Source organism: Roseococcus sp. SYP-B2431, assembly GCF_004336745.1.
Taxonomy (GTDB): Bacteria; Pseudomonadota; Alphaproteobacteria; order Acetobacterales; family Acetobacteraceae; genus Roseococcus.
The window spans coordinates 290,271-316,559 of the sequence record NZ_SJXD01000025.1; the positions used below are offsets into that span (position 1 = coordinate 290,271).

Consider the following 26,289-nt stretch of genomic DNA (forward strand, 5'->3'; position numbering starts at 1 on the left):
GCCCCTATGTAGCTTGCCCTGAGCCCGGGTGGAAATGCTGGTGAATCCGGCGGGCCAGCGCGGGGCCGATCCCGGGGCATTGGGCGAGGTCCTGCTCGCCCGCATTGCGCACGCCCCGGGCGGATCCGAAGTGGTTCAGCAGCTCGCGCTTCACCTTGGGGCCGACGCCCGGCACGTCGTCCAGCTCCGACTTGGTGAGCGCCTTGGCCCGGCCCGCGCGGTGGGTGTTGATGGCGAAGCGGTGCGCCTCGTCGCGCAGGCGTTGCAGATAGTACAGAACCGGGTCGCGTGGCGGCAGCTGGAATGCTTCGCGGCCGGCCATGTGGAACCATTCCCGGCCGGCGTCGCGGTCCACGCCCTTGGCGATGGCGACCAGGGGGATGTCGTCCACGCCCAGGCTCGCCATGATCTCGCGCGCGGCGGTGAGCTGGCCCTGGCCGCCGTCGATCACCACGAGGTCGGGCCAGCCGGGCTCGGCGCGGGCGGGGTCTTCCTTCAACGCGCGGCCGAATCGGCGCTCGAGCACCTCGCGCATCATCGCGAAGTCGTCGCCCGGCGTGAGGGCGGACTTGATGCTGAACTTCCGGTAGGCGCCCTTGTTGAAGCCCTGTGGCCCGCCGACGATCATCGCGCCATAGGCGTTGGTGCCCATGATGTGGCTGTTATCGTAGACCTCGATGCGCTCGGGGCGCTCGGGCAGGTCGAAGAGCTTCTGCACGCCGTCCAGCAGCTGGCCCTGGGCGGTGGATTCGGCCAGCCGCCGTTCCAGCGCCTCGCGCGCATTGGTCTCGGCATGGATCACGACATCCCGCTTGTCGCCGCGCTGCGGGCGATGGAGCTCCACCTTGCGGCCCGCCTTGACCGCCAGCGCCTCGGCGATCAGCGGCGCCTCCTCGACCTCGTGGCTGAGCAGGACCAGGGGCGGGGGCGGCAGGTCGTCGTAGAGCTGGGCGAGGAAGCTGCCCATCACCTCCTCCGGCGTGATGTCGGTGCGGGCATGGGTCAGGAAGTACGGCCGGTTGCCGTTGTTGCGGCCGCCACGGAAGAAGAAGACCTGCACGCAGGACTGCCCGGCCGCCATGTGCAGTGCCACGACATCGGCATCGCCCACGCCGTCCATGTTGATGCGACTGTTCCCCTGGATCTGGGTGAGGCCGCGGATGCGGTCGCGCAGCGAGGCCGCGCGCTCGAATTCCAGCCGCTCGGCCGCCTGCTCCATCTCGGCGGCCAGGCGCTTCTGGATGGTCGGCACCTCGCCGGCGAGGAACTGCTTCGCCTCGGCGACCAGCGCGCCGTATTCCTCCTTGCTGACCCGCTCCACGCAGGGGGCCGAGCAGCGCTTGATCTGGAAGAGCAGGCAGGGCCGGTCGCGCGTGTCGAAGACGGTGTCGCGGCAGGTCCGCAGCAGGAAGACGCGCTGCAGCGCCGTGATGGTCTGGTTCACCGCCCAGACGCTGGCGAAGGGGCCGTAATAGGCGGCGCCCTTGCGGCGCTCGCCGCGGTGCTTGGCGATCTGCGGGAAGGAGTGGTCGTCGCTGACCAGCAGCCAGGGATACGACTTGTCGTCCCGCAGGACGATGTTGTAGCGCGGCCGGAGCTTCTTGATGAGGTTCGCTTCGAGCAGCAGCGCCTCGACCTCGGACGAGGTCGTGATGATCTCCAGCCGGCGGGTCTCGAAGACCATGCGCCGCAGCCGCTCGGGCAGGCGCGCGGTCTGGGTGTAGCTATAGACGCGCTTCCGCAGGGCGCGTGCCTTGCCCACGTAGAGGGCGTCGCCCTTGCCGTCGAGCATGCGGTAGACCCCGGGCGACAGCGGCAGCGACGGCAGCGCCGCCTCCAGCACGCCGAGGCCGCCGCCGGTCGATTCCGTCCGCGGATGGACCTGCTCCTCGATGGGTTCCATGGGGTCCGGCATATCGGGCGGAATGTTTTCGCTCAAGCTGACCAACTATCCCCGGAGCCTGTGGATAAGCCTGTGGGTGAGATAGCGCGGAAGGTGGTTCAGGCGGCCTTTCACCTGGATTTGAATCGAAGTGACCAAATTGGAGGCAAACAGCTAATGCATTGAATCTACAAAATTATTTTTTACGCCGCTTTGGAACCGTGACACCAACATGAAGAAAATGTTGATGAATCAAGGCGTCTGGGGTCCCCGAGGGGTGCGGTGGATGACTTCATCACCCGAGAAGATCACGCTTGACTTTCGCCCTGACCCCCGCCGCGCCGGGATCGAATCCCTTGGGGTCGAGCAGGATGGATGCGAGCCAGTCTACTCCCGGCTTCGCTCGATCGTCACCCCCACCGTTTCGGTGTCCGCGAAGGCGTCCGGCTTCTCGATCGAGACGCGGGCGGTCCGCACCCGGGGATCCTCCAGCGCGGCCGCGGCGATGGTCTCGGCCAGGGTCTCCACCAGCAGCACGTGGCCGCGGGCCACCGCCGCCCGCGCGGCGTGCACGACGCGCTCGTAGTTCACGACGCGGGCCAGGTCGTCCGGCCCGATGCCGACGGCGGCGCTCTCGTCCACCACGGCGAGGTCGATATGCACGCGGATCCGCTGCGGCCCGACCTTCTCATGGGCATAGACGCCCAGCCGCGCCTGCAGCTCGAGGCCGCGCACGAAGACCTGGCGCAGCTTGAGGGCGCCGTTCTGGGGCAAGGGGGCAGGCGGTGTGGCGCCAGGCATGATTCAGCTTTCCAAGCGCGGAGGCGCGTGTTGCGGCGCAGCATAAATCCCGGCCGTCATTCCACCAGCCCCCCGGCGCCGCCGCCCAACCCGCCCGTGGGCGCCCATTGCAGGTGCTGCCCGCCGTCGAGCGTCAGGATCTGCCCGGTGACCGAGGGCAGCGCCACCAGCGCCAGCACGGCCGCGCCGACCTCCAGCGGGGTGGTCCCGCGTTGGAGCGGCACCGAGGCGCATTGGCGCTCGAACTGGGCCATGCTCTGGCGCGGGCTCGGCAGCGCCGGGCCGGGGCCGATGCCGTTCACGCGGATGCGCGGCGCGAGGGCGAGGGCCATCTGCTGCGTCAGCGCCCAGAGCCCGGCCTTGGACACGGTGTAGGTGACGAAATGCGGCGTCAGCGAGAGCACCCGCTGATCCAGCATGTTCACCACCACGCCCTCGGCGCCCTCGGGCAGCGAGCGCGCGAAGTCCTGCATTAGGACGAAGGGCGCGCGCAGATTCGGCTCCAGATGCGCGTCCCAGCCCTCGCGGGTCGCGTCGTTCCATTCGTCCCGCTCGAAGGCGCTGGCGTTGTTCACCAGCACGCCGACCGGGCCGAGCGATTCGCGCACACGGGGCAGCAGGGCGGCGACCTCGGCCTCCCGCGTCAGGTCGGCCTGGAAGGTGGCGCAGCGGCGGCCGAGCCGCCCGATCTCCCCGGCCAGGCCGGCGGCCTCCGCCTCCGAGCTGTTGTAGTGGATGGCGAGGTCGAAGCCGGCCTCGGCCAGGGTCAGGGCGATGGCGCCGCCGAGCCGCTTCGCGCCCCCGGTGACGAGGGCGGTGCGGGGAATCTCCTCGCGGATGGGAAGCAGGCTCACCCGGCCTTCCTGCGGCGTCAGGCGCCGTTCGGCAAGAGCATGGCCGCATAGCCGCCCCGCGCCGTGCCGGCCAGCGCCTCGGCCAGGCGCGGGTCGGTCAGGGCGGCGAGCTCGCCGGCGTAGTCGTAGCCCGGCGCGCCGCCCGCAAAGCCGCCGGCGGCGGCGGGATGGAAGTACAGCTCCGTGACGCCCTCGGGCAGAAGCGGCAGCACGCCGAGCAGCCGGTCGGCGGTGAAATGGCCGGACCAAGCCAGACCGACCACGCGGTCCGGTGCCACCAGGCCCTTTCGCGCGGCACGGCGACGCAGGATGCGGCACCAGGGCCGGATGGCCCATTCGCCGGTGCCCGGCGCGCCGGCCTCGACCGCGCGGACGAGCCAGCCCGGCTCCCAGGGCAGCCTCAGGCAACGGACCCCGGCCCCCGCCGCGGCCTGCATCAGCGCCGCGGCGATGCTCGGATGGAGGTGATAGTGCTTGTGCGCGTTCACATGGTCGCAGGCGAGGCCGGTGGCCGTGAAGCGCGCCATCTGCGCGGCGACCTCCGCCGCCAGCTCGGCCCGGGCCTCGCGCGAGACGGCCAGCGTCAGCCCCATCCCCGCCATGTCGTCGCGGAAACGGCCGTTCCCCTGGGTCAGCGATGGGATGCGGGCTGCCGGCAGGGTGGGCACGCCGTCGGTCAGCGTCAGGTGCAGCCCCACGGCCAGGCCAGGATTCGCGCGGGCCACGCGCACGCCCTCCTCGAAGCCGGATTCGCCGGTCATGAGGCTGGCCGCGGTCAGCATGCCCTCGCGATGGGCGCGCTCGATGCCCTCATTGGTCTCGGCGGCGAGGCCGAGATCGTCGGCGTTGAGGATGAGGCGCCTCATCGCGCCTCCTCGACCATCTCGCCATCGCGCCCGATGCGGTAGCGGCGGCCCCGCCAGACCACCCCGCCGCGCGCCAGGGCGGTCAGCCAGACGGCGAAGGAAAGCAGGTCGCGCGCCGGCAGCCAGGCCCGGCGCCGCCAGCCGCCGGCCACGCCCAGCGCCGAGTCCACGCCCGAGGCCAAAGCGAGCCGCGCGCCCAGCGCGATCGCCAGCACGCCCAGCGTCCAGGCACCCGGCGCGACGGCGAGCGCCAGCAACGCCCAGGGCAGCGGATGCGTCAGCCCGAGACCCAGGAATCCCGGAAAATTCAGCAGCCGCAGCGTCCGCGCCCAGCGCAGCTCATGCGCCCAGAGCGCGCGAAGGTCCGGCTCGTGCATCACGTGGACGGGGATGACCGGCGAGACCTCGACGCGCAGCCCCAGCCTGCGCACCGCCGCGCCCAGCGCGTGGTCGTCGGCCAGCAGCGGCAGGAGCGGCTCGAAGCCGCCGATGCGCTCCAGCGTGTCCCGCCGCAGCGCCATGGTCGCGCCGTAGCAGCCCTGCGCCTGGCCCAGGCTCTCGCCCAGCGCGGCGTTCGGCAGGAAATGCCAGTCGATCCCGAGCGCCGCCAGCCGCGACCAGGTCCCGCCATCCGCCGCCTCGCCGCGATAGAGGCAGGTCACGAGGCCGGTGCCGGGGTCGGCCAGGGGCGCCGTCACCGCCGTCAGCCAGTCCCGCGGGCAGCGCATGTCGGCATCGGCGACGACCAGGGCCGGATGCCGCGCCTCGGCGGCGAGGTGGACCAGCTGGGAGACCTTGCGGTTGGCGCCCAGCACCGCGCCGCCGGCGAGGAAGCGCGCGGGGGTTGCGCTCGCGGCCATCGCGGCTCCGGCGATGGGCCGGGCCGCGTCGGCCGGATCGGCGGCGCCGAAGAGCACCTCCCAGGGCGGGGCATGCGCCTGGTCCAGCGTGGCGGCGAGGTTGTCCGCAAGCCCCATCTCGTTCCCGTGCAGGGGCTTCAGCACGCTGGCGGCGAGCGGCGGCCCCGCCGGCGCCCTCGTCGCGGCCAGCCGGCGGAGCGCGCGCCGCGCGGCGATCGCCTGGCCGGCGCCGGCCAGCGCCAGGAGCATGAGGGGGATCGCGAGCCAGGACACGCGACCCATATCGCGCAGCCGCGGGCGCTGCGGTAGTGTCCCGGGCGTGAAACGAACCGCCTCCGCCCCGCTGCTGGCCCTCGCCCTTGCCGTCTCGGCCTGCGCGGGTCCGCCGGCCACCGATCCCCGCGACCCGTGGGAGGCGACCAACCGCCAGATCCACGATTTCAACCTCAGGGCGGACGACGCCGCGATACGACCCGCGGCCGCGGCCTATCGCGACACCCTCCCGGAGGGGGCTCGCACGGCCATTCGGAACTTCCTGAGCAACCTCAACGAGCCGGTGGTCTTCGCCAACAACGTCCTGCAGTTCCGCTTCCTGGATGCGGGGCATACGCTGATGCGCTTCTACATCAACACGGTGGGCGGCGGCCTCGGCTTCTTCGACATCGCGACGCCCAACGGGCTGACGCGCCGCTCCGGCGATTTCGGCCAGACCCTCCACAGCTGGGGCGTGCCGGACGGGCCCTTCGTGGTCCTGCCCATCATGGGGCCGACCGTGATCCGGGACGCGATTGGGGAAGGCATCGACGCCGCGGCCAACCCCATCGGGCTGCTGACAGGCTCCATCTTCGCGACGGGCACGGCGCATATCATCGGTGCGGGGCGCGGCGCGCTGAGCGGCGTCGACCTGCGCGCCGAGAACATCGACACGCTGGACGCCCTGCGGAGCGACAGCCTCGACTTCTACGCGCGCCTGCGCAGCATCACCCGCCAGCGCCGCGACGCGGAGCTCGGTCGCAGCGGCGGCGAGGGCGAGACGATCGTGCCGCTGGACGATCCGGGCGCGGATTCCGCGGCCGGTGCGGCGGTGCCGACCCCCATGCCGGGCACGCCGGCCGCCGGGCCGGCGCAACTGCCGGGCATCACCGTCCGGCCGCCATCGGCCGGGCAGCCCGATGCCGCCTGGGCGCGCAACATGCCGCCGGGCACGCGCTTCTAGGGACTTTCCCCGCCTCAGCGCAGCTGGAACCGGATCGGCACCTCGATCCAGGATTCGAGTCGCTGGCCCTCGCGGGCCGAGGGCTCGAAGGACCATCGACGGACGGCGGCGAGGGCGGCGCCGTCCAGGATGTCGTGGCCGCTCGACCGGTGCAGGCGCACCTCCCGGGTCTCGCCATCCACGCCGACGAGCGCCCGGACGAGGGCGGTGCCCGTGATCCCGCGCTCGCGCGCGACGAGCGGGTATTCGGGCGGCGTGGGCGTGCGGCGGAAACGGGCATTGGTGAAGACCGGCGGGCCGGATGGCGCGGCGGGCGCCGGCGTGGGCGGCGCGGTGGATGGTGCTGTTCCGGGCGGCGCGGGCGATGCGCGCCGCTCGCGCGGGGGCGGCGGCGGGCGCGGACGCGGGGCGGGGGGTGGAGGCGGCGCGGCGGCTTCGGCGCGGACGGGAGGCGTCGGCGGCGATTCGACCGGCGGCGGTTCGGGCGGCGCCGGCGGCTCGGGTTCCGGCGGCGGGGCTTCCGGCTCCGGCTCGGGTGGCGCGGCTTCGGGCGCCGGCGCCGCCGCGGCCACCGTCTCCAGCGTCAGCTCGATCGCCGGGGGCTCCTCCGCCAGCCGGGGCTCGCGCGAGGCCGCGGCCCAGGCCAGCAGGGCAAATCCCGCCAGATGCAGCAGCAGCGCGCCCGCCAACGCGGCCGGATGGATCGCCGGTCGCCGCTTCGACGGCTCCGCGACCGGCCGGCCGCGTGGGGTGGCGAGGGCCGCGTCGAACATCAGCGTGGCGGCTGTTCGGCGAGCAGCGCCACGCGCGAGAAGCCGGCGGCCGAGACCGCGCCCATCGCCGCCAGCACCTCGCCATAGGCGAGGCCGCGATCGGCACGCACCTGCACGGTGCGGTCGGTGCCGGAAGCGGCCAGCACGCGCATCCGCGCGGTGAGCGCGCCGGCCTCGATGGGTTCGTCCCGCAGGAAGGCGCGGCCCTCGCGGTCGAGGGTGAGCACGATCGGCTCGGTCGGCGGCGTGGCCGGCGCGGCGGCGGCGCTGGGCAGCTGCACCGGTACCGCGGAGAGCATGAGCGGTGCTGCCACCATGAAAACGATCAGCAGCACGAGCATCACGTCCACGAAGGGCGTCACGTTGATCTCGGAGAGGGGCAGGGCGCCGGCCTCGTCGTCGCCCCTTGGGTCGCCTTGCGGCAATCCCGCCATGGCCATGGCTCAATCCCCCGCCGGGACGGGCGCTCGGCGCGCCTCGCTCAGCGCATCGGCCAGGCGGGCGATGGCGGCCTGGCCGTCGCCGCGCAGCCGGGCGCCGGCCACGATGAAGCGGTTATAGGCCATCACGGCCGGGATCGCGGCGGCGAGGCCGATGGCGGTGGCGAGCAGCGCCTCCGCGATGCCCGGCGCCACCACCGCGAGGCTGGTGTTGTTCGAGCGCGCGATGGCCGTGAAGCTGTTCATGATGCCCCAGACCGTGCCGAAGAGGCCGATGAAGGGGCCGGCGGAACCGACCGTCGCCAGGAAGGGCAAGCCCGTCTCCAGCGGCCGCATGGCGTCGGCCAGCGCGAGGCGCATGGTCTCGCGCAGGCGCTCCTTCCGGGTGAGGCGGTCTTCGTCGGGATCGAAGCGCAGCGTGGCGCCGGCCTGGAGCACCTGCCGGCCGAGCCCGCTCTCCAGCGCCTGCCCATGCCCCGCCCGCCCGGCGGCGTCGAAGGCGGCCATATCGCGCCGCAGCCGCCGGAGCCGGAAGGATTTGTCGAGCAGAATGGTCCAGACGGCGAGGCTGGCCGCGGCCAGCGCCAGCATCACCGCCTTCACCACGAGGTCGGCCTGCAGGAAGAGCGCGACCAGCGAGAAGTCATGGGCTTCGGTCATGGGGTCGATCCCTCAGAGGGCGCGCGAGAGGCCGGCGAAGACGCCCCGGCGCATGCCGTATTGCGGGGCGCCGACGCCGATGCCGGTGCCGTCGCGGAGCTGGTAGCTGCGGTCGAAGAGGTTCAGCACGTCGAGCCGCGCGGTCCATTTGCCGCCGCCGGCGATCTCGAACTCCTGGCTCAGCCCCAGGTTCACGGTGACGTAGGGCGTCACCACCTGGCTGTTGGCGAAGCCGCGCCGCATGCCGCTGCCATAGACCAGGGTCGAGGAGACGTTCCCGCCGTCCCAGGGCCGGTAGGCGATGCCGGCCGAGCCGGTGATCAGCTGGTCGTGATCCGTGCGGACGAACTTGCTCTGCACCTGCGCCAGCTCCGCCGCGCTCCAGAAATACTGGTTGGAGACGAGCCCACGCCCCTCGGAGCGCGACAGGGTCAGGTTGCCATAGGCCAGGAAGCCGCCCCGCCGCCATTGCGCCGAGAGCTCCGTCCCGAAGACCCGCCCCTCGCGGTAGTTGTAGGGCGAGAAGATATAGGCGCTGCCGAACTGCCCGAGGTCCTGCATGTCGCGGACGGAGCGGTAGAAGGCCTCGCCGCCGAGGGTCAGGTGCTCGCCGATGCGGTGGCGGATGCCGAGGTTAAAGTAGTGCGCGCGCTCGGGCCGGGCGGGGCTGGCCTGGAGCACTTCCGGCGCCAGCGTGGTGCCGACGTAGCGGGACAGGGCGGGGTTGGTCAGCAGCTCCGAGGGCGGCGGCGTGAAGTAGCGCGCATAGCCGGCCGAGATGGTCGTCGCCTCGCTGGGCCGCCAGACCAGGTTCGCGCGCGGGCTGAGCTGCGAGGCGTTCACCTGCTGGTTCATCACGTCGAAGCGCGCGCCGAAGTTCAGCGTGAGCTGGTCGGTCAGCCGCCATTCGTCCTGCGCGTAGATTCCGTAGAGCTGGCCCTCGATCCGCCCGCGCTCCTGGATGGTGAAGGGCGCGTCGAAGGCCTGGCCCGCCGCGTTCACCGGCAGCACCGTGCTGTTGGCGATGTTGCGCGTGATGTCGGCCGAGGCGAAGAAACCGGCCCGCAGCGTATGCGCCTCGGCGATGCGCCAGGACGCGTCGCCCTGCAGGCCGGCCGAATAGTTTCGCTTGCGCGTCTCGGCCGCCACGCCGGAGAGCACCACCTCGCCCACCGTATCGGGCACGTAGCTGATGGAGGTCTTCCGGACGAAGGCCGAGAGCTGCATGTCCAGCGCGTCGCGCGAGTGCTGCACGGCCAGCACGCCGAAGCTGGAACGCTGCCACTGCCGGGCGCGCAGGCTCGCGCTGTCGTAGCTGCTCTGGCCGAAGGCGGTGAACTGCGCGGGCTGGCCGGGGATATTGGGGATCTCGAAGCGCGACTGGTTGGAGCCGCCGATGAAGGCGACGCGCGTCCGGTCGTCCAGCAGATAGGCCATGTTCACTAGGCCCCGCACCTGTTCCGTGCTGTTGTGGATGGCGTTGGGTGAGCTGGTCGGGTTCTCGAAACCGCGGTCGCTGCGCAGATAGCTGCCGGTGACGTAGTACTCTAAGGGCCCCACCGCCGCGCCATAGGCGAGGCTCGGCTGGAACTGGCCGAAGCTGCCGCCGTAGAGGCTCGCCGTGCCGCCCGGGTCCTGCGCGCCGGAGCGCAGCGTGATGTCCACGATGCCCGCCGTCCGGTAGCCGAACTGGGCGGGCAGCGCCCCCGTGATGAGCTCTACGGAGCGCATGCCGCGCGCGTCGAAGAGCTGGCCGAAGCCGCTGATCGCCTCGGGGATGATCACGCCGTTGATGCGGTATTGCAGGTTCCGGTGGTCGCCGCGGACATGCAGGTCGCCCTGCGCCTCCTGCACCACGCCCGGCGCCTGGAGCAGCACCTGGTTGAGCGAGGCGCCGCCGCCCTGGGGCAGCCGCTCGATGGTCTCGCGGTCGATCCGGGTGACGCTGGCGCCGAGAGCGGGGGCGATGCCGGTGCGCGCCTGCTCCAGCCGCGAGGATTGCACGACGATGGGATCGAGCTCGATCGCGGGGGCAGGCTCCGGCGTCTGCGCCGCCCCCTGGGCCGCCGCGAGCCAGGGCAGGAGGGCAAGGGGCGCCGATCGCACCAACATATGAACCATTCTTCACCTCTTCATCGGTAGAGCTGTATACCTCTTCAATAAATTGAAGAAATACAAAGATTTATCGACAAAGAAGCCCATCCGGCGGGCGCGCGCAACAGGAATGGCCGGCTTCGGGCCGGCGGGTGGAAAGTTGGGAGGCGGGGGGTGCGCGGAACGGGCCGGAAGACCGTCGGCCTACGGCTTGCGGGCGAGCTCGGCCCGGATGCGGTCGACCTCCCGGTCCATCCGGCCGGTGAGGATCAGGGCGAACATCTTCCAGTCGCCCATGAGGCTATAGAGGGGGTGGCGGAAGGTCGCGGGCCGGTTCCGCTCGATGATGAAATGGCCGATCCAGGCCAGCGCGTAGCCGCCCACCACCGCGCCGGCCAGCCACCAGGCCTGCCCGCTCACGAGGGCGGCCAGGATGCAGGCGAGGGCCGCCGCCGTGCCGATGAAATGGAGCCAGCGGTTCCGGGCATCGAGATGCTCGCCCACATAGAAGGGCCAGAACTCCCGGAAAGTCTTGGGCGCGGAAGGGTCCATGCAGCCAGCCTAGCACGCCCGGGGGCCGCGCGTGGCACCTGAAGGGCGCCCGCGGTGAAGGTCCCGCTCAGGCCGCCAGCAGGCGGGCCGTGCGGGTCTCGAGCTCCTGCATCACGCGGGGCACGCCGCCGTCGCGGATGAGGGCGGAGAACTCCGATCGGCGCGAGGCGAGCTCGCTGATCGTGCCGGTGAGATACACGTCCACGATCCGCGGCGGGTTGCCGCGCAGGAGGTAGGAGAGAACCACCGGGTCGCCGTCGGTCCGGTTCAGGCGCGTGCGCACCAGATGGTCACCATTGGGAAGCGCCTGGGTGCCCAGCGTCGTGAAGGTCTCGCCCGAATAGCCGTCGAAGCGCGCCGCATAGGTCGCGATCGACCAGCGCGTGAAGGCCTGGGAGAGCGCGGCCTGCTGGTCCGGCGGGAGGCTGGCCCAGTTGGAGCCGGTGGCGATGCGGGTCATGGCCGTCAGGTCGAAGGCCTGGCTCATGACGGGCGTCAGCCGGTCGTAGCGGCCGCGTGGGCCGAGGTTCCGCGCGTTGCGCATCACCTCGAGCAGGGCCGCGTGGAAGCGCTCGACCACATCGGCCGGGGCCGTCTGCGCGAAGGCGGGGGTCGCGAGGGCCAGCAGCCCGGGGGCGACGAGGAGGAGGCGTCGGGGAAGCATGCCCGTCATATAAGGCCTTTCGGCGTCTGGACCATGGCTTTGCGGTCGGCCACAAGACTGCCATGCGTCCGACGACGATCTTGATCACAGGGGCCACGGGTTTCCTGGGGGCCTCTCTGGCGCGGGCCGTCCTCGCGCGGGGCCATGCGGTGCGCGCGCTGATCCGGCCCAAGGCGGCGCGCGAGACCCTGGCGGGGCTGGATATTTCCTACGCGCTGGGCACGGTCACTGACGGGCCGAGCCTCGCCTATGCCATGGCCGGGGTGGGCGGCGTGATCCATGCGGCGGCCGATTACAGGATCTTCGTGCCGGATCCGGTCCGGATGCGGGCGACCAATGTCGGCGGCACGGAAGCCGTCATGATGGCGGCGCTGAAGGCCGGCGTGCCGCGGATCGTGCATGTCTCCTCGGTCGCGACGCTGAAGCCGCGGGCCGATGGCAGCCCCGCGACGGAGGAGGATCCGGCGACGCCGGAGGAGGCGATCGGCCCCTATAAGTCCAGCAAGACCGAGGCCGAGCGGCTGGTGGAATCCCTGGTGCGGAAGGAAGGGCTGCCGGCGGTCATCGTGAATCCCTCCACGCCGATCGGCCCCTATGACCGCCGGCCGACGCCGACCGGGCGGATCATCCTGGAGGCCGCGCGGGGCAAGATGCCGGCCTATGTGGAGACCGGGCTGAACCTCGTGCATGTCGCGGATTGCGCGGCGGGCTGCGTGGCGGCGCTGGACCAGGGCGCGGCCGGCGAACGCCACATCCTCGGCGGACAGGACGTGACGCTGGCGCAGATGCTGGAGTTCATCGCGCTCGAATGCCGGCACCGCAGGCCGTTCCGCCTGCCGCGCGCGCCGCTCTATCCGCTGGCCGTGCTCTCGGAGATGGCCGCCCGGGTGACGGGCAGGGAGCCCATGCTGACGCGCGACGGGCTGAAGATGGCCGGCCACCACATGTTCTTCTCGGCCGCCAAGGCCCGCCGCGTCCTGGGCTTCCAGTCCCGCCCCTGGCAGGAGGGCGTGATGGACGCCCTCCACTGGTTCGAGGCCGCGGGGATACTGCGGCGGTGATCTGGGTCGCCGAGGGGATCGGACTTGCGGCCTGCCTGGCCTGGGCCGTGCTGTTGTTCGGTCGCGGCTTCTTCTGGCTGGCCCGGGACGACGATTCCGATGCGGAGCGGCTGGCGGAGCCGGCGCGCTGGCCGGCCGTCTGCGCCATCGTCCCCGCCCGCAACGAGGCGGAGACCATCGCGGCCACCGTGCAGGGGCTGACGGCGCAGGATTATCCGGGGCCGCTGCGCATCGTCGTGGTGGACGACCGCAGCTCGGACGGCACCGGCGAGCTCGCTCGGGGCGTCGGCGACGGGCGCCTGCGGGTCGTCACCGGCACGGGCAAGGCGCCGGGCTGGTCGGGCAAGCTCTACGCGCTGCAGCAGGGGCTGGAGGCGGTGAAGGCCGAGGGGCACGAGTTCCTGCTCTTCACCGATGCCGACATCGCCCATTCCCCCGACAGCCTGCGGCGCCTCGTCAGCCGGGCGATCGCCGAGGACCGGGACCTCGTCTCCCTCATGGCGCGGCTGCGCTGCGAGAGCGCGGCCGAGCGCTGGCTGATCCCGGCCTTCGTCTTCTTCTTCCAGATGCTCTATCCCTTCCGCTGGTCCAACGACCCCAGGGCGCGCACCGCCGCGGCGGCCGGCGGCTGCGTGCTTCTCCGCCGCTCCGCCTTCGAGGCGCGGGGCGGGCTGCCGCCGATCAGGGGGCGCATCATCGACGATTGCGCCCTAGCGGGGCTGATGAAGGGCGGCGGCTCCCGGATCTGGCTCGGGCTGACGGATCGTGTCCGCTCGCTGCGGGCCTATGACGATCTCGGCACCATCCGCGCGATGGTGGTCCGCACCGCCTATGCCCAGCTTCTGTACAACCCGCTGATCCTGCTCGGCATGGTGGCGGCGCTGGGCCTCGTCTACCTCGCGCCGCCGCTGCTGGCGGTCCTCGGCGAGGGCTGGGTCCGGACGCTGGGCCTGCTCGCCTGGGCCGCCATGGCGCTGGCCTATGCGCCCATGCTGAGGCGCTTCGGCCTCTCGCCCCTGCGCGGGCTGGCGCTTCCGCTGATCGCGGCCATCTACCTCGCCTTCACCCTCGATTCCGCCCGGGCCGAATGGACCGGCCGGGGAGGGCTCTGGAAGGGGGAGCCGCTGTCGCGCGAATGACACAGCCCAGCTACAACTTCCGGTGCCCTATCGGCCTGGGGCGCAAATGGCCTATTCCTTCCGGCTGAGGTTCCGATTCTCTTGATTTATCGCGGGATTCAGACCTTCGGCGCCGTTGCGCCACCGGTTGTCCCGCCTGTGCGGAAACAAGGGGTATGCCGCGTTGAACATCATGCCGAACCTGCCCGGGAGCGCCGCCCTGGCCTCCCAGGGAGGCTCGCCCAGCCTGGATTCGCAGGGGCCGGACAACCAGACGCTCGAGCAGGCCGTCGCTTCTGCGGCGCAGCATCTGCTTGCGCATCAACGCGCCGATGGGCATTGGGTTTTCGAGCTTGAGGCGGATTGCACCATTCCCGCCGAATACGTGATGCTCCACCACTTCTTTGGCCGAATCCAGCCGGAGAAGGAGGCGCGCATCGCCCGCTACCTGCGGCGCGTGCAGTCGGACCAGCTCGGCAACTGCAACGGCGGCTGGCCGCTCTTCCATGGCGGGCCGCTCGACATCTCCTGCTCGGTGAAGGCCTATCTCGCGCTGAAGCTGATCGGCGACCCTGCCGACGCGCCGCACATGGTCGCCGCCCGCCGCGCGATCCTGGCCGCCGGCGGGGCCGAGCGCAGCAACGTTTTCACCCGCTCGACGCTCGCGCTGTTCGGCGCGGTGCCCTGGCGGGCGGTGCCGATGATGCCGCCCGAGATCATGCTGCTGCCGCGCTGGTTCCCCTTCCATGTCAGCAAGATCAGCTACTGGGCGCGCACCGTGCTGATCCCGCTGACCGTGGTGATCGCCCGCCAGCCCAAGGCCCGGAACCCGACCGGCGCGACCATCGACGAACTCTTCACCACGCCCCCCGAGCAGGTGAAGGAATGGCCCGGCGGCGCCCATCAGGCGGAGCCCTGGGCCTCGCTCTTCAAGGGGCTCGACGGCGCGCTTCACCGCGCCCGCACGCTCTTCCCCCGCACCCACCGCATGCGCGCCGAGGCCGCCTGCGAGCGATTCGTCACCGAGCGGCTGAACGGCGAGGACGGGCTGGGCGCCATCTACCCCGCCATGGCCAATGCCGTGATGATGTACCATTGCATGGGCGTGGCCGAGGACGACCCGCGCCTCGTCACCGCCTGGTCCTCCATCGAGAAGCTGGTGCAGGAGAGGGGCCCCGCCAGCGGAGCTGGCCAAGAAGATGCTGGTGAGACCTATGTCCAGCCCTGCCTCTCGCCCGTCTGGGACACGGCCCTGGCCAGCCACGCGCTGCTCGAGGCCGGCGGCGGCGAGGAGCGCTCGGCCGTCGCGCGCGGGCTCGACTGGCTGCTCACCAAGGAGATCACCGAGGTCCGGGGCGACTGGTCCTGGCAGCGCCCTAGCCTCGAACCCGGGGGCTGGGCCTTCCAGTACGAGAACGCCCATTACCCCGACGTGGACGACACCGCCGTGGTGGTGCTCGCCATGGACCGCTTCCGGAAGGAATCCGGCGACGGCAAGGAGTATGATCCGGCGGTGAAGCGCGCCACCGACTGGACGGTGGGCATGCAGTCCAAGGGCGGCGGATGGGGCGCCTTCGACGCCGACAACACCTTCCACTACCTGAACCACATTCCCTTCGCCGATCACGGCGCGCTGCTCGACCCGCCGACGGCCGATGTCTCGGGCCGCTGCCTCGCGATGCTGGCGCAGCTCGGGCGCGGCGAGGAGGCGGCGTCCAAGCAGGCCATCGAATACCTGCTGCGCGAGCAGGAGGCCGACGGCTCCTGGTACGGCCGCTGGGGCGTGAACTACGTCTATGGCACCTGGTCGGCGCTGACGGCGCTCAACGCGGCCGGGCTGCCGCACGGCCACCAGGCCATGCGCCGCGCCGTCGCCTGGCTCGTCGAGCGGCAGAACGAGGATGGCGGCTGGGGCGAGGACGGGATGAGCTATCCGACCCGCGGCGGCACCCGCCCCGATTCCCAGCAGCACGCGCCCTCCTCCGCCAGCCAGACGGCTTGGGCGATCCTGGCGCTGATGGCGGCCGGCGAGGCGGATCATCCGGCCGTGCAGCGTGGCGCCGAATGGCTCACCCGCCATCAGAAGCCCGACGGCGACTGGCCGGAGGAGGACTACACGGGGACCGGTTTCCCGCGCGTCTTCTACCTGCGCTACCACGGCTACCGGCGCATCTTCCCGCTCTGGGCGCTGGCGCGGCTGCGCAACCTGCGCGCCTCGAACACGCGGCGGGTGTCGCACGGGCTGTGATCGTCTCCGGGCCGATTCACGCGGCGGACGGACGTCCTGCACGATCGGGCCGGTAGTGACCCGCTGCGATGTCCTGATCATCGGTGCCGGCGCGGCCGGCCTGATGTGCGCCATCCGCGCGGGGCAGCGGGGCCGGCGGGTTCTGCTGATCGACCATGCGGAGGAGCCGGGGAAGAAGATCCTCATCTCCGGCGGCGGGCGCTGCAACTTCACCAACCGCGAGATCCGGCCGGAGCGCTTCCTCTCGGCCAATCCGCATTTCGCGCGCTCCGCGCTGTCCCGCTACACCGCGCGCGACTTCCTGGCGCTCATCGAGAAGCATCGCATCGCCTGGCACGAGAAGACGCTCGGCCAGCTTTTCTGCGACGGCTCGGCGCGGCAGGTGGTGGCCATGCTGCTGGCCGAAGCGGATGCGGCCGGCGTGGAGCTGGCCGTCGGCACGCGGGTGACCGACATCGCCCGCGGCACGGGCTTCACCGTCTCCACCGACCGGGGCGTGATCGAGGCGGAATCGCTGGTGCTGGCGACGGGCGGGCCCTCCATCCCGAAGATGGGCGCGACCGGCTTCGCTTACGACGTCGCGCAGCGCTTCGGCCTGAAGCTCGCCGAACGCCGGCCGGCCCTGGTGCCGCTGGCCTTCGGCGGCGAGCAGCTGGCGCTGATGCAGCCGCTCGCCGGCGTCTCGCTGCCGGTGATCGCCAAGGCGGGGAGGGCGAAGTTTCCGGAGGCGATGCTCTTCACCCATCGCGGCCTCTCGGGCCCGGCGATCCTCCAGGTCAGCTCCTATTGGCGCGAAGGCGAGGCGGTGACGCTGGACCTGCTGCCCGGCCAGGACGCGGTCGCGCTCCTGCTGGCCGCCAAGCGCGCGCGTCCCAAGGCGGAGCCGAAGACGGTGCTCGGCGAATTCCTCCCAGCGCGGCTGGCCCAGGCCCTGGCGGAGCGGCACCTGCCCGGACTCCGGATAGCCGATCTGCAGGACCGCGCGCTGATCGCGCTGGCGAACCTGCTCAAGGCCTGGACGCTGACGCCCTCCACGACCGAGGGCTACGCCAAGGCCGAGGTGACGCTGGGCGGCGTGGACACGGACGGGCTCTCGCAGCAGAACCTGATGGCGAAGGCGGTGCCCGGCCTCTTCGTGATCGGCGAGGCGGTGGACGTCACGGGCTGGCTCGGCGGCTACAACTTCCAATGGGCCTGGGCGAGCGGATGGGCGGCCGGCGAGGCGGCCTGATCAGAGGTGCTGGACGGTGAGCGCGCCATTCCACTCCTGATTGAGATACTCCACCACCAGCCGCCGGTGGCAGCGATGCGCCGTCGCCTCCGAGCAGAGCAGGCAGGCGCCCTCGAAGAAGGAGGGCTTGAGCTCCTTCTCGATCTTCCGCGCCTTCATGAGCGCCGAGAAATCGCGGGAGAAGACCTCCCAGTCGCCCTTGTCCGTCTTGAAGAACTTCATCAGCTCCTCGGTGGGCGCGAGGCTGGGCTCGGGCAGGTAGTCGATGCCGTTGATCGTTTTCAGGAACCAGGCAAGGTCGTCCGCCTTGGCGAAGCCCGCGAGCTGCGAGGTGTTGTGCAGCCGCACGTCGATCACCCGCTTCACCTTCGCCTTCTTCAGCCGCGCGAAAAAGTTTGCCGCGCTGCTCCTGGTGAAGCCGATGGTGGCGACGGCGACCGTCACCCCGCGAGCTCGCGCGAGCGGGCGGTCGCGGCCTTAATGGCCTCCTCCATGAGGGCCGGCCAGGCCTCCGGCCGCATCAGCACGGCCAAAGCGCGCTCCGTGGTGCCCTTGGGGCTGGTGACATTGATGCGCAGCGTGGAGGCATCCTCCGTGCTCGCCGCCAGCAGAGCGCCGGAGCCGGCGACCGTCGCGCGGGCCATGCGGCGCGCGAGGTCCGGCGGCAGGCCCTGCGAGATCGCGGCCTTCTCCATCACCTCGGCCAGCAGGAAGACATAGGCGGGGCCGCCGCCGGAGACGGCCGTCACGGGGTCGATGAGGGATTCCCGCTCCACCCAGGCGGCCTCGCCGACGGCGGAGAGCAGCGTGTCGCAGAGCTCGCGCTGGGCGGCCGTCACGCCCGGGCCGGGACAGGCCACGGTGAAGCCGAGCCGCACGGCGGCCGGCGTGTTGGGCATGGCGCGCACGATATGCGGCGCGCCGCCGAGCAGCGCCTGCAGGCCCGCGACCGTCTTGCCTGCCATGATCGAGAGGAAGACGGTCTCCGGCCGCACCAGATGCGCCAGCGCCGGCAGGGCGTTCGGCGCCTCCTGCGGCTTGGTGGCGAGGATCACGGCGGCGGGCACGAAATCCGCGGGAATCTCGGCGATGCTGGCGACATGGCGGACGCGGCCGGCGAAGGCCGCGACGGCGCCGGCATGCGGCTCCACCACCACGGTCTCGGGGGGAAGACCCTTCTCCAGCCATCCGGCGAGCATGGCGCCGCCCATCTTGCCGCAGCCGATGAGGAGGAGAGGAGGGAGGGACATGGAAGCGTTTCCTGACGTACTGGCGAGAGGGCTTTGCCCCCTCGCGCTCCCCCACCAGGGCCTTGTGCCCTGGACCCATTTACGAAGGAGGGTGCAGGGAACGAGCTCCCTGCCGGGGAGATTGAGGGGCAGAGCCCCTCAATCTTTCAGGCCTCGCCCACGCAGTCCAGCATCGCCGCTTCCAACGCCTCGGCCGGCGCCTTGCCGCCCCAAAGGACGAACTGGAAGGCCGGGAAGAAGCGCTCGCATTCAGTGATGGCGATGTCGACCATGTCCTCCAGCGACTCCGCCGAGGCGCCGGGCGCACCCCGCAGCAGCACCGCATGGCGGAAAACCGGCACGCCCTCGTCGGATTCCAGCCCGAAATGGCCGATCCAGAGGCGCTCATTGGCCAGCGCCAGCAGCTCGAAGAGCGGGCCGCGGCGCTGGTCCGGCACCTTCACGTCGAAGGCGCAGGAGAAGTGCATGGCGCTGATCTCTGGCGCCCAGGAGAAGAAGAGGGTGTAGTTGCACCATTTGCCCGGCGCTTCCGCCGCCATCTCGCCGTCCGAGCGGCGCTCGAACATCCACTCATTGGCGTTGACGATCTGTTCCAGCACGTCGAGCGGGTTGGTTGCGCGTTCGTCGTCGGCAACCTCGGCCAGCATTCCGGACATGTGGCACTCCCCTAAGGGCCCGGATGGGGTGCATGGGCCCTGCCCCGGGCGGGCCGGACTCACGGGTGGCTTGGGCGTGACCGCCCGATGCCGCGCGTCGCCCCCGGGGCCTCCCCCAAGGCCCAGGGATTGGGGTGCGCCATGCGATTCACCACCACCTGTAGGCTAGGCGAGCAAAATCCCGTGTCGCAAGTCCCGCGAAGGCGAAGAAGCTGTGAATAACTGGGCGGGGCTGCGCGTCCGTCCCGGGGGGATCAGTCGACCGGCAGGAAAATGAAGATCACGGCCATGACCAGGCAGCCCATGGCGGCAAAATAGGTCCAGCGCAGCGGCTCGCCCAGGAAGGTGACGCTGAAGACGGCGAAGACGCCGAGGGTGATCACCTCCTGCATGATCTTGAGCTGCTGGCCGGTGAAGGTGCCATAGCCGATGCGGTTGGCGGGAACGGCGAGGCAGTATTCGAAGAAAGCGATGCCCCAGCTCACCAGCACCGCCACGTACATGGGCCAGGCCGGCGCCTTGAGATGCCCGTACCAGGCGAAGGTCATGAGGATGTTGCTGCCGACGAGCAGCAGCGGCGTGAGCCAGAGGGCATTGTTCATGCGGCGAGGGCCATGGATTCGGCGGGAGGGAGCTTGCGCGGCGGGGGCGGCAGCCGTTTCAGGAGCCAGAGCATGAGGCAAAGCGCCGGCAGGGCGGCGGCCGTCGTCAGCAGGAAGAAGTTGCGCCAGCCCATCGCCTCGGCGAGCTGCCCGGACCACCCGCCGAGGAAGCGCAGCGGCACCGCCGCCAGCGAGGAGAGCAGCGCGTATTGCGTGGCGCTGAAGGCGCGGTTGGTCAGCGCCGTGAGGTAGGTGACGAAGGCGGCGTCGGCCAGGCCATCGGTGAAGTTCTCCACCCCGACCTGGGCATAGAGCATCCCCATGTCGCGCCCCGTGGAATAGAGCGCCACGTACATCAGGTTGGACAGCATCTGCAGAAGCCCGGTGATGACCAGCGCCCGCCCGGTGCCGATCCGCGCGACGAACCAGCCGCCCGCCAGCACGCCGAACAGCGTCATGACCAGCCCGAAGACGCTGCCCACCGCCGCGACCTCGCCCCGGGTGAAGCCCAGCTCGCGGTAGAAGGGGGCGGTCATGATGCCGGCCAGCGCCTCGCCCAGCTTGAACAGGCCGACGAAGAGCAGGATGGCCAGCCAGTGGCGGCGCTTCATGAAGTCGGCAAAGGGGTCGATGACCGCCGTCCTGATGCGGCGGCTCCAGCCCATCGGCTCGGGCGGCGGCGCGGCCGGCTCGGGCGCGAAGAGCACCGCCACGAAGCCGATGCCCACCAGCGCCGCGCAATAGGCGAAGGTGCCGGACCAGCCGATGACCGCCACCAGCGCCAGCCCCCCGCCGCTCGCCGCCAGCAGGGCGAAGCGATAGCCCCAGACGTAGCAGGCGAAGCCGTAGCCCTGGTCCTCCTCCTCGAGAATCTCGATGCGGTAGGCGTCGACCACGATGTCCTGGCTGGCCGAGAGGAAGGCCACCACGACCGCCACCGCCGCCGTCAGCATGGCGGATCGCGTGGGGTCGGTGAGGCCGAGGGCCAGGATCGCGAGAATCAGCGGCGGCTGGATGGTCGCCAGCCAGCCGCGCCGTCGCCCGAGCCGGGCCAGGACCGGCGGCCGCGCATGGTCGATCACCGGCGCCCAGAGGAATTTCAGCGAGTAGGAGAGCCCGATCAGCGCCGTGAAGCCGATCGCGGCCAGGGAGATCCCGGCCTCGGAGAACCACTGCCGCAGCACGAAGCCGGTCAACGGCAGCGGCACGCCGGCGGAAAAGCCCAGGGCGAGCATGACGAGGAAACGGCGATCGCGGAACAGCTTCGTGACCTGCATGGACGGCATGGCTATCAGCCCGTGCGCCGCGCCGCTACACGCATCCGCCATGGAACCCGCCCGCTTCTTCCTGATCCGTCACGCGCTCGTCGAGGCCACGGCGCGCGCCACGCTCTACGGCAATATGGACGTGCCGCTCTGCGACCTGTCGCTGAAGGGCGAGGCCGCGCTCTACCGCTGGCTGGCGGCCCGGCTGCCACGGCCTGCGCATTGGGTGGCGAGCTCGCTGGTCCGGACCCAGGCCACGGCCGCGGCCATCTTCGCGGCCGGCTATCCGGAGCGGGAGCTGGCGATCGAGCCCGATCTCGCCGAGCAGTCCCTGGGCGAGTGGCAGGGGATGAGCCACGAGGCGGTGGTGGAGCGGCTGCGCCATCCCGCGCACCCCTTCTGGCCGCATGCCGCCGTCGAGAAGCCGCCCGGCGGGGAGAGCTTCGACGAGCTGCGCGCGCGCGTCGCACCCGTCATGGAGAGCCTGGCCGAGGCGCATCCGGGCGAGGACGTCGTGATCGTCGCCCATGGGGGCTCCATCCGCGCGGCCCTGGCCCATGCCCTGGGCCTTGATGCGCACCAGGCGCTGACCTTCTCCATCAAGAATCTCTCGCTCACCCGGCTGGAGAAGCACGGGGCCGACTGGCGCGTGGTCTCGGTGAACGAGGAGCCCTGGATCCTCCCCGATGTCGATTGATTCGTTTTATCTTCCGGCGCGGGGAAGCCTGGGCTAGAATCGGGCGATTGCCTGGGGTTATCGGGGGAAGCTCATGCGCCTTGTCATCCTGGCCGCCCTGGCGGCGCTTTCGGCCTGCGCGGGCGCGCCCACGGGCAGCGCCCCGCAGGCGCTGGTCGACCGCTCCGCGCTCACCGTGCAGGAGATCCTGACGGAGGAGAACGACCGTCTCGACGCCGCCAGCATCCTGCGCCGGGCGCGGGGCGCGCTGGTCTGTCCGCGCACCTTCAGCGCGGCCTTCTTCGCCGGCGGCGAGGGCGGCGACTGCGTGCTGGTCGGCCGCGACGCGGCAGGCTCCTGGTCCTCGCCGGCCTTCTTCGCGGTGGGCTCGGGCAGCTTCGGCCTTCAGGCCGGCATCCGCGACAGCCAGACCCTCCTGCTCCTGATGAGCGAGCGGGCGATCAGCGCGGTGATCAACAACAGCTTCCGCTTCGGCGCCGATGCCTCGCTGGCCGTCGCGCATGTCGGCGGCTCGGTCGAGGCGGCGACGACGACCAATCTCGGCGCCGACATCCTGGCCTTCTCGCGCTCGCGCGGGCTCTTCGCCGGGCTCTCGCTGGAGGGGACGGTGATGGATGCGCGCCCCGACTGGAACGCCGCCTATTACGGCCGGGAGGTGACGCCGCGCGACATCGTGGTCAACATGGCCGTGCACAATCCAGGGGCCGATCCGCTTCGGGCGGCGCTGATGCGCTTCGGCGGAGCGCCGGCCGCGCCGCCCATGGCCGCCGCCGAGCCTCCGCCGCCGGTCTCCGCGCCGTATCGCGCGCCGGGCGGCAGCGTCGGCCGGGCGGCGCTGCCGCCGCCGCCTCCGCCGCCGCGGCGCTGATTTCATACGGGGCGGAGTTGCGCTAAACCCTCCGTGTGACGGTTCCGCTGCCCTTCTGGAAGACCAAGACCCTCGAGGCGATGACGACCGCCGAATGGGAAAGCCTGTGCGACGGCTGCGGCCGCTGCTGCCTGCACAAGCTGCGCGAGGACACCGATCGCCTCCACCACACCGAGGTCGCATGCCGGCTGCTCGACACGGCGACGGCCCGCTGCACCGACTACCCGAACCGCCGCAGCCGCGTGCCGGACTGCATCCGCCTCACGCCCGCGCGGCTGCGCGGCATCGACTGGCTGCCGCCCACCTGCGCCTATCGCCTGCTCGGCGAGGGGCGCGATCTCCCCGCCTGGCATCCGCTCGTCTCCGGCGACCCGGAGAGCGTCGTCCGCGCCGGCATCTCCGTGCGCGGCCGCGTGATCAACGAGCGGCAGGCGGGCGCTACCGAGGACCACATCGCCACCTGGCCAGGCAACTGGCCCCGCCGGGCGGGCACGCGCCCCGCCATCGGCTCACTGCCCCTTCGCACTTCCCAAGGAAAACAGCCATGAAGAATGCCCTTTTCGGCGGCGTGAACGCCGCTGTCCTCACCGCCATGACGCCGGACTTCGCGCCGGACCTCGACCGCATGGCGAAGCACGCGAAGTGGCTGCTGGCGAATGGCTGCAACGGCCTCGGCATCCTCGGCACGACGGGCGAGGCCAACAGCTTCGGCCTGCACGAGCGCAAGCAGATCCTGGAGGGGCTGATCGCCCGCGGCGTGCCGGCCTCGGTGATGATGCCGGGCACGGGCTGCGCCAGCCTGACGGACACGGTCGAGCTCACGCTCCATGCGAAGGAGAAGGGCTGCCGCGGCGTGCTCCTGCTGCCGCCCTTCTACTACAAGAGCCCGTCCGACGACGGCCTCTTCGCCTATTTCTCCGAGGTCGCGAAGCGCGTCGGTTCCGGCATCGCGCTCTACCTCTACAACTTCCCGCAGCAGTCGGCGGTGCCCTTCAGCCTCGACCTCATCGGCCGCCTGCTGAAGGCCTTCCCCGGCGTGTTCAAGGGCGTGAAGGACAGCTCCGGCGACTACGCGAACATGAAGGCGATGATCGACGCCTTCGCCTCGCAGGGCTTTGAAGTTTACACCGGCAGCGACGAGTTCCTCCAAAAAATCCTCGCCGAGGGCGGCGCGGGCTGCATCACCGCGGCGAGCAACGCCAACTCGCATTGGGGCGGCATCGTCTATGCGAAGCGCACGGGCGCCGAGGCCGATGCGGCCCAGGCCATGCTGGCCGCGACCCGCAAGGCCGCGACCTCCTTCCCGCTGATCCCCAACCTGCGCGAGGTGATCGCGCGCAGCACGGGGGACGACGGCTATCGCGTGATCCGTCCGCCGCACCTGCCGCTCTCGAAGGAGCAGGCGGACAAGTGCTGGGCGGCCTGGGAAGCGACCGGCGCGATCCCGCTGCCCGGCATGGCCGCCACCGCGCAGGCCGCGGAGTAGCGGCATGTCGGAGCCCCTGCGCTGCCGCGCGCCCGCCGTTCCGGTCCAACTGATCGATGACGACAAGGTGCGCGTCATCCGCTGGGAGTTCGAGCCGGGCGCCGAAACCGGCTTTCACCGGCACGGCTGGCTCTATGTCGTCGTGCCGATGATGGATGGCACGCTGCTGATCGAATATCCCGACGGGACGACCAGCACCTCGGTGCTGAAGGCCGGCGTGGCCTATCACCGCGTCGCGGGCGCGGAGCACAATGTCGTCAATTCCGGGACGGCCCCGCTTCACTTCGTCGAGACGGAAGTGAAGGCCTTCCCGGGGTAGGCCGATGGCCGCCGGCGGGGTCACCGCCGGCGGCAAACCGGCACCGCGCGGTCAGCCCAGCCGGAGCCCGCGGCGGCGGATGAAGTTGCCCCAGGTCTCGCTGTCCTGCTCGAACATCCGCCGGATATCGGCCGGCGAGCCCTCCATCGGCGAGAGGTGCATCTGCGCCAGCCGCTGCCGCACATTGGCGTCCTTCAGCGACGCCTGCAGCGCGGCGTTCAGCCGGACGGTCGGCCCCTCCGGCAGCCCCTCCGGCCCGACCAGCGCGTACCAGCCGGCCATGGTCGGCGTGCGCACGCCGGCCTCGGCCAGCGTCGGCACGTTCGGCAGCTCGGGCAGGCGCGCGTCGAGCAGCACGGCCAGCGGCACGATGGTGCCATTCAGCACCTGCGGCAGCGCGGTGCCCACCACGGTCAGCATGGTGTCCGTCTCGCCGCTCATCAGGCTCGCGAGCGGCGAGACCGAGCTGTAGGGCACGTGGGTGAGGCGGAGATCCGCCGCCTCGGCCACCATCTCCATCGCCAGATGCGTGGAATTGCCGTTGCCGGCGCTGGCGAAGGTGATCTCGCCCGGCCGCGCCCGCGTCCGCTCCAGGAACTGGGCGACCGTGGTGATCCCGCTCTTCTTGCTGGCGACCAGGATGAAGGGCGTGTTCACGACCGGGCCGATGTAGCTGAAGTCGCGCGCGGGGTCGTAGGGCAGGTTGGCGTAGAGGTACGGGTTGAAGGCGAGCATCGACACGCCCGCCAGCAGGATCGCGTAGCCGTCCGGGCGCTGCTGCTTCAGATAGGCGGCGGCGAGATTGCCGTTCGCCCCGCCGCGGTTCTCGATGACGATGGGCTGGCCGAGATCGCGCGCCATCGGCTCGGCGATCAGCCGCGCGACCACGTCGGTCAGCGTGCCGGCGGCGAGCGGCACGACCATCCGGACGGGCTGATTCGGGAAGTCGGAGCGCTGGGCTCCTGCGTTGCGGGAGGCGGCGAGTGCCGTCGTCATGGCCGTGCCGGCGATGAGCCGGCCGAGATTGCGCCTGTTCATGGTGTCTCGCCTTCCCAGGGGGATGTCGTTAGAATCAAACAGACTGGACTGTTCGTAACTGGGCGTCAACGCGAAGCCGCGTCGGCGATGGAAGGCAGCGCTTCATGGACAGCATCGCGGAGGCCGTGCCGGTGGTCGGCAAGCAGGCGCTCCGCTCCGCGCAGATGCGGCGGCGCCTGTGCGAGGCGGCCATCGATGTGCTCTGCGAGGTCGGCTACGAGGCCCTCAGCACGCCGATGATCGCCGCGCGGGCCGGCGTGTCGCGCGGCGCGCAGACGCATCACTTCGCCACCAAGGCCGACATGATCGTGGGCGCCTTCGAGCATCTCCTGCAGGGCTGGGAGGCGGCGCGCTCCGCGGCCTTCGGCCAGGACCTACGGAACGTCCCCTTCGAGACCTATCTCCGCTTCGTCTGGCGCGAGATCTTCAGCCGTCCCAGCTACGTCGCCGCGGTGGAGCTGATGCTCGCCGCAAGGACCGACGGCGAGCTGGGCGAGAGGCTGCGCCAGCTCCTGGCCTCGCCCAGCGGCGAGCGGGACCAGCGCTGGCGGCAGCTGCTGCGCTTCCCCGACACGGAGAAGGAGGAGCAGTTCCAGTACATGACGCTCTGCCTGCTGCGCGGCATGGCCGTGCATTCCAGCTTCAACCGCAGCGATACGAGGAACGAGGCCGTGCTGGAGGCCTGGATCGAACTGGCGAAGACGCTGATCGCCAAGGAGGGGTCGGCCGGGGCCCCGGCGCGCCGTAAGCCGCCGGGCCCGGCCGAGCGGCCCTGACGCCACGTCGGA

Annotated in this window: 28 protein-coding genes; 11 read left to right on the plus strand and 17 right to left on the minus strand. The window is 71.2% G+C overall.

All coding sequences use genetic code 11. The features are described from left to right. Positions 1-4: 4 nt before the first annotated feature. The 5 genes from uvrC to hpnI form a co-directional block, all read right to left on the minus strand. Complete coding sequence (uvrC, locus tag EJV46_RS12715) at positions 5-1,903, minus strand: excinuclease ABC subunit UvrC (protein ID WP_131549019.1); 1,899 nt, start codon at positions 1,901-1,903, stop codon at positions 5-7. 366 nt (positions 1,904-2,269) lie between these two features. Then, on the minus strand, positions 2,270-2,683 hold the full coding sequence (gene folB, locus EJV46_RS12720) for a dihydroneopterin aldolase (RefSeq protein ID WP_131549020.1): 414 nt from the start codon (positions 2,681-2,683) through the stop codon (positions 2,270-2,272). Between the two features lie 56 nt (positions 2,684-2,739). Next, positions 2,740-3,531, minus strand: coding sequence for an SDR family oxidoreductase (locus EJV46_RS12725; protein ID WP_370323083.1), 792 nt, complete (start codon positions 3,529-3,531; stop codon positions 2,740-2,742). A gap of 23 nt (positions 3,532-3,554) precedes the next feature. After that, complete coding sequence (hpnK, locus tag EJV46_RS12730; protein ID WP_131549022.1) at positions 3,555-4,403, minus strand: hopanoid biosynthesis-associated protein HpnK; 849 nt, start codon at positions 4,401-4,403, stop codon at positions 3,555-3,557. Further along, entirely contained in the window at positions 4,400-5,536 is a 1,137-nt protein-coding gene (hpnI, locus tag EJV46_RS12735) for a bacteriohopanetetrol glucosamine biosynthesis glycosyltransferase HpnI (RefSeq protein WP_165585507.1), read from the minus strand. Before hpnI ends, hpnK begins: the two co-directional genes overlap by 4 nt. A 46-nt stretch (positions 5,537-5,582) precedes the next feature. On the opposite strand from hpnI, the gene EJV46_RS12740 reads away from it, so the two are divergent. After that, positions 5,583-6,479 (plus strand): VacJ family lipoprotein, encoded by an 897-nt coding sequence (locus EJV46_RS12740; RefSeq protein ID WP_165585508.1) that lies wholly within the window; start codon positions 5,583-5,585, stop codon positions 6,477-6,479. A 14-nt stretch (positions 6,480-6,493) separates the two neighbouring features. On the opposite strand, the gene EJV46_RS12745 is transcribed toward EJV46_RS12740, so the two are convergent. From EJV46_RS12745 to EJV46_RS12770, 6 genes are all read right to left on the minus strand, one after another. Then, positions 6,494-7,252, minus strand: a complete 759-nt coding sequence (locus tag EJV46_RS12745; protein WP_131549025.1) for an energy transducer TonB — start codon at positions 7,250-7,252, stop codon at positions 6,494-6,496. Next, positions 7,252-7,692 (minus strand): biopolymer transporter ExbD, encoded by a 441-nt coding sequence (locus tag EJV46_RS12750; protein ID WP_206020793.1) that lies wholly within the window; start codon positions 7,690-7,692, stop codon positions 7,252-7,254. Before EJV46_RS12750 ends, EJV46_RS12745 begins: the two co-directional genes overlap by 1 nt. A 3-nt stretch (positions 7,693-7,695) precedes the next feature. Continuing rightward, complete coding sequence (locus EJV46_RS12755) at positions 7,696-8,352, minus strand: MotA/TolQ/ExbB proton channel family protein (RefSeq protein ID WP_131549026.1); 657 nt, start codon at positions 8,350-8,352, stop codon at positions 7,696-7,698. A gap of 12 nt (positions 8,353-8,364) precedes the next feature. Then, on the minus strand, positions 8,365-10,473 hold the full coding sequence (locus EJV46_RS12760) for a TonB-dependent receptor (RefSeq protein ID WP_131549027.1): 2,109 nt from the start codon (positions 10,471-10,473) through the stop codon (positions 8,365-8,367). Between the two features lie 177 nt (positions 10,474-10,650). Next, positions 10,651-10,998 carry a DUF962 domain-containing protein gene (locus EJV46_RS12765; RefSeq protein ID WP_131549028.1) on the minus strand — a complete coding sequence of 116 codons (348 nt, stop codon included), beginning with the start codon at positions 10,996-10,998 and terminating at the stop codon, positions 10,651-10,653. 67 nt (positions 10,999-11,065) lie between these two features. Beyond that, positions 11,066-11,662 carry an ABC transporter substrate-binding protein gene (locus tag EJV46_RS12770; RefSeq protein ID WP_131549029.1) on the minus strand — a complete coding sequence of 199 codons (597 nt, stop codon included), beginning with the start codon at positions 11,660-11,662 and terminating at the stop codon, positions 11,066-11,068. Between the two features lie 80 nt (positions 11,663-11,742). Between EJV46_RS12770 and hpnA the strand changes: the two genes are divergently transcribed. The 4 genes from hpnA (at position 11,743) to EJV46_RS12790 (ending at position 17,320) form a co-directional block, all read left to right on the plus strand. Further along, positions 11,743-12,723, plus strand: coding sequence for a hopanoid-associated sugar epimerase (hpnA, locus tag EJV46_RS12775; protein ID WP_240782536.1), 981 nt, complete (start codon positions 11,743-11,745; stop codon positions 12,721-12,723). Beyond that, on the plus strand, positions 12,720-13,862 hold the full coding sequence (locus tag EJV46_RS12780; RefSeq protein ID WP_240782537.1) for a glycosyltransferase: 1,143 nt from the start codon (positions 12,720-12,722) through the stop codon (positions 13,860-13,862). The genes hpnA and EJV46_RS12780 overlap by 4 nt, the downstream gene beginning before the upstream one ends. Positions 13,863-14,034: 172 nt before the next feature. Then, positions 14,035-16,089 carry a squalene--hopene cyclase gene (gene shc / locus EJV46_RS12785; protein WP_131549357.1) on the plus strand — a complete coding sequence of 685 codons (2,055 nt, stop codon included), beginning with the start codon at positions 14,035-14,037 and terminating at the stop codon, positions 16,087-16,089. A gap of 55 nt (positions 16,090-16,144) precedes the next feature. Beyond that, entirely contained in the window at positions 16,145-17,320 is a 1,176-nt protein-coding gene (locus EJV46_RS12790; RefSeq protein WP_131549031.1) for an NAD(P)/FAD-dependent oxidoreductase, read from the plus strand. Here EJV46_RS12790 and EJV46_RS12795 read toward each other — a convergent pair whose 3' ends face one another. From EJV46_RS12795 to EJV46_RS12815, 5 genes are all read right to left on the minus strand, one after another. Then, positions 17,321-17,764, minus strand: coding sequence for a DUF488 family protein (locus EJV46_RS12795; RefSeq protein ID WP_131549032.1), 444 nt, complete (start codon positions 17,762-17,764; stop codon positions 17,321-17,323). Continuing rightward, positions 17,761-18,570, minus strand: a complete 810-nt coding sequence (proC, locus tag EJV46_RS12800) for a pyrroline-5-carboxylate reductase (protein WP_131549033.1) — start codon at positions 18,568-18,570, stop codon at positions 17,761-17,763. Before proC ends, EJV46_RS12795 begins: the two co-directional genes overlap by 4 nt. 146 nt (positions 18,571-18,716) lie before the next feature. Continuing rightward, the gene (locus EJV46_RS12805) at positions 18,717-19,217 is read right to left on the minus strand and encodes a YbjN domain-containing protein (RefSeq protein ID WP_370323084.1); all 501 of its coding nucleotides are present in this window, start codon (positions 19,215-19,217) and stop codon (positions 18,717-18,719) included. Positions 19,218-19,480: 263 nt separating this feature from the next. Beyond that, positions 19,481-19,828: a DMT family protein gene (locus EJV46_RS12810; protein WP_131549035.1), complete on the minus strand. Its 348-nt coding sequence runs from the start codon at positions 19,826-19,828 to the stop codon at positions 19,481-19,483. Further along, the gene (locus EJV46_RS12815) at positions 19,825-21,114 is read right to left on the minus strand and encodes an AmpG family muropeptide MFS transporter (protein WP_370323081.1); all 1,290 of its coding nucleotides are present in this window, start codon (positions 21,112-21,114) and stop codon (positions 19,825-19,827) included. The genes EJV46_RS12810 and EJV46_RS12815 overlap by 4 nt, the downstream gene beginning before the upstream one ends. 40 nt (positions 21,115-21,154) lie before the next feature. Here EJV46_RS12815 and EJV46_RS12820 point away from each other — a divergent pair, with 40 nt between their 5' ends. The 5 genes from EJV46_RS12820 to EJV46_RS12840 all read left to right on the plus strand — a co-directional run bounded on the left by EJV46_RS12820 (position 21,155) and on the right by EJV46_RS12840 (position 24,463). Further along, entirely contained in the window at positions 21,155-21,790 is a 636-nt protein-coding gene (locus EJV46_RS12820) for a histidine phosphatase family protein (RefSeq protein ID WP_131549037.1), read from the plus strand. A gap of 73 nt (positions 21,791-21,863) precedes the next feature. After that, a complete protein-coding gene (locus tag EJV46_RS12825; RefSeq protein ID WP_131549038.1) occupies positions 21,864-22,658 on the plus strand; it encodes a lipid-binding SYLF domain-containing protein in 795 nt (264 codons plus the stop codon). Between the two features lie 35 nt (positions 22,659-22,693). Further along, entirely contained in the window at positions 22,694-23,206 is a 513-nt protein-coding gene (locus EJV46_RS12830; RefSeq protein WP_131549039.1) for a YcgN family cysteine cluster protein, read from the plus strand. Continuing rightward, on the plus strand, positions 23,203-24,144 hold the full coding sequence (locus EJV46_RS12835) for a dihydrodipicolinate synthase family protein (protein WP_131549040.1): 942 nt from the start codon (positions 23,203-23,205) through the stop codon (positions 24,142-24,144). Before EJV46_RS12830 ends, EJV46_RS12835 begins: the two co-directional genes overlap by 4 nt. Positions 24,145-24,148: 4 nt before the next feature. Beyond that, a complete protein-coding gene (locus EJV46_RS12840) occupies positions 24,149-24,463 on the plus strand; it encodes a cupin domain-containing protein (RefSeq protein ID WP_131549041.1) in 315 nt (104 codons plus the stop codon). Positions 24,464-24,514: 51 nt separating this feature from the next. On the opposite strand, the gene EJV46_RS12845 is transcribed toward EJV46_RS12840, so the two are convergent. Then, on the minus strand, positions 24,515-25,501 hold the full coding sequence (locus EJV46_RS12845) for a tripartite tricarboxylate transporter substrate binding protein (RefSeq protein WP_206020794.1): 987 nt from the start codon (positions 25,499-25,501) through the stop codon (positions 24,515-24,517). 104 nt (positions 25,502-25,605) lie between these two features. On the opposite strand from EJV46_RS12845, the gene EJV46_RS12850 reads away from it, so the two are divergent. Beyond that, positions 25,606-26,277 (plus strand): TetR/AcrR family transcriptional regulator, encoded by a 672-nt coding sequence (locus tag EJV46_RS12850; RefSeq protein WP_131549042.1) that lies wholly within the window; start codon positions 25,606-25,608, stop codon positions 26,275-26,277. Positions 26,278-26,289 lie beyond the last annotated feature (12 nt).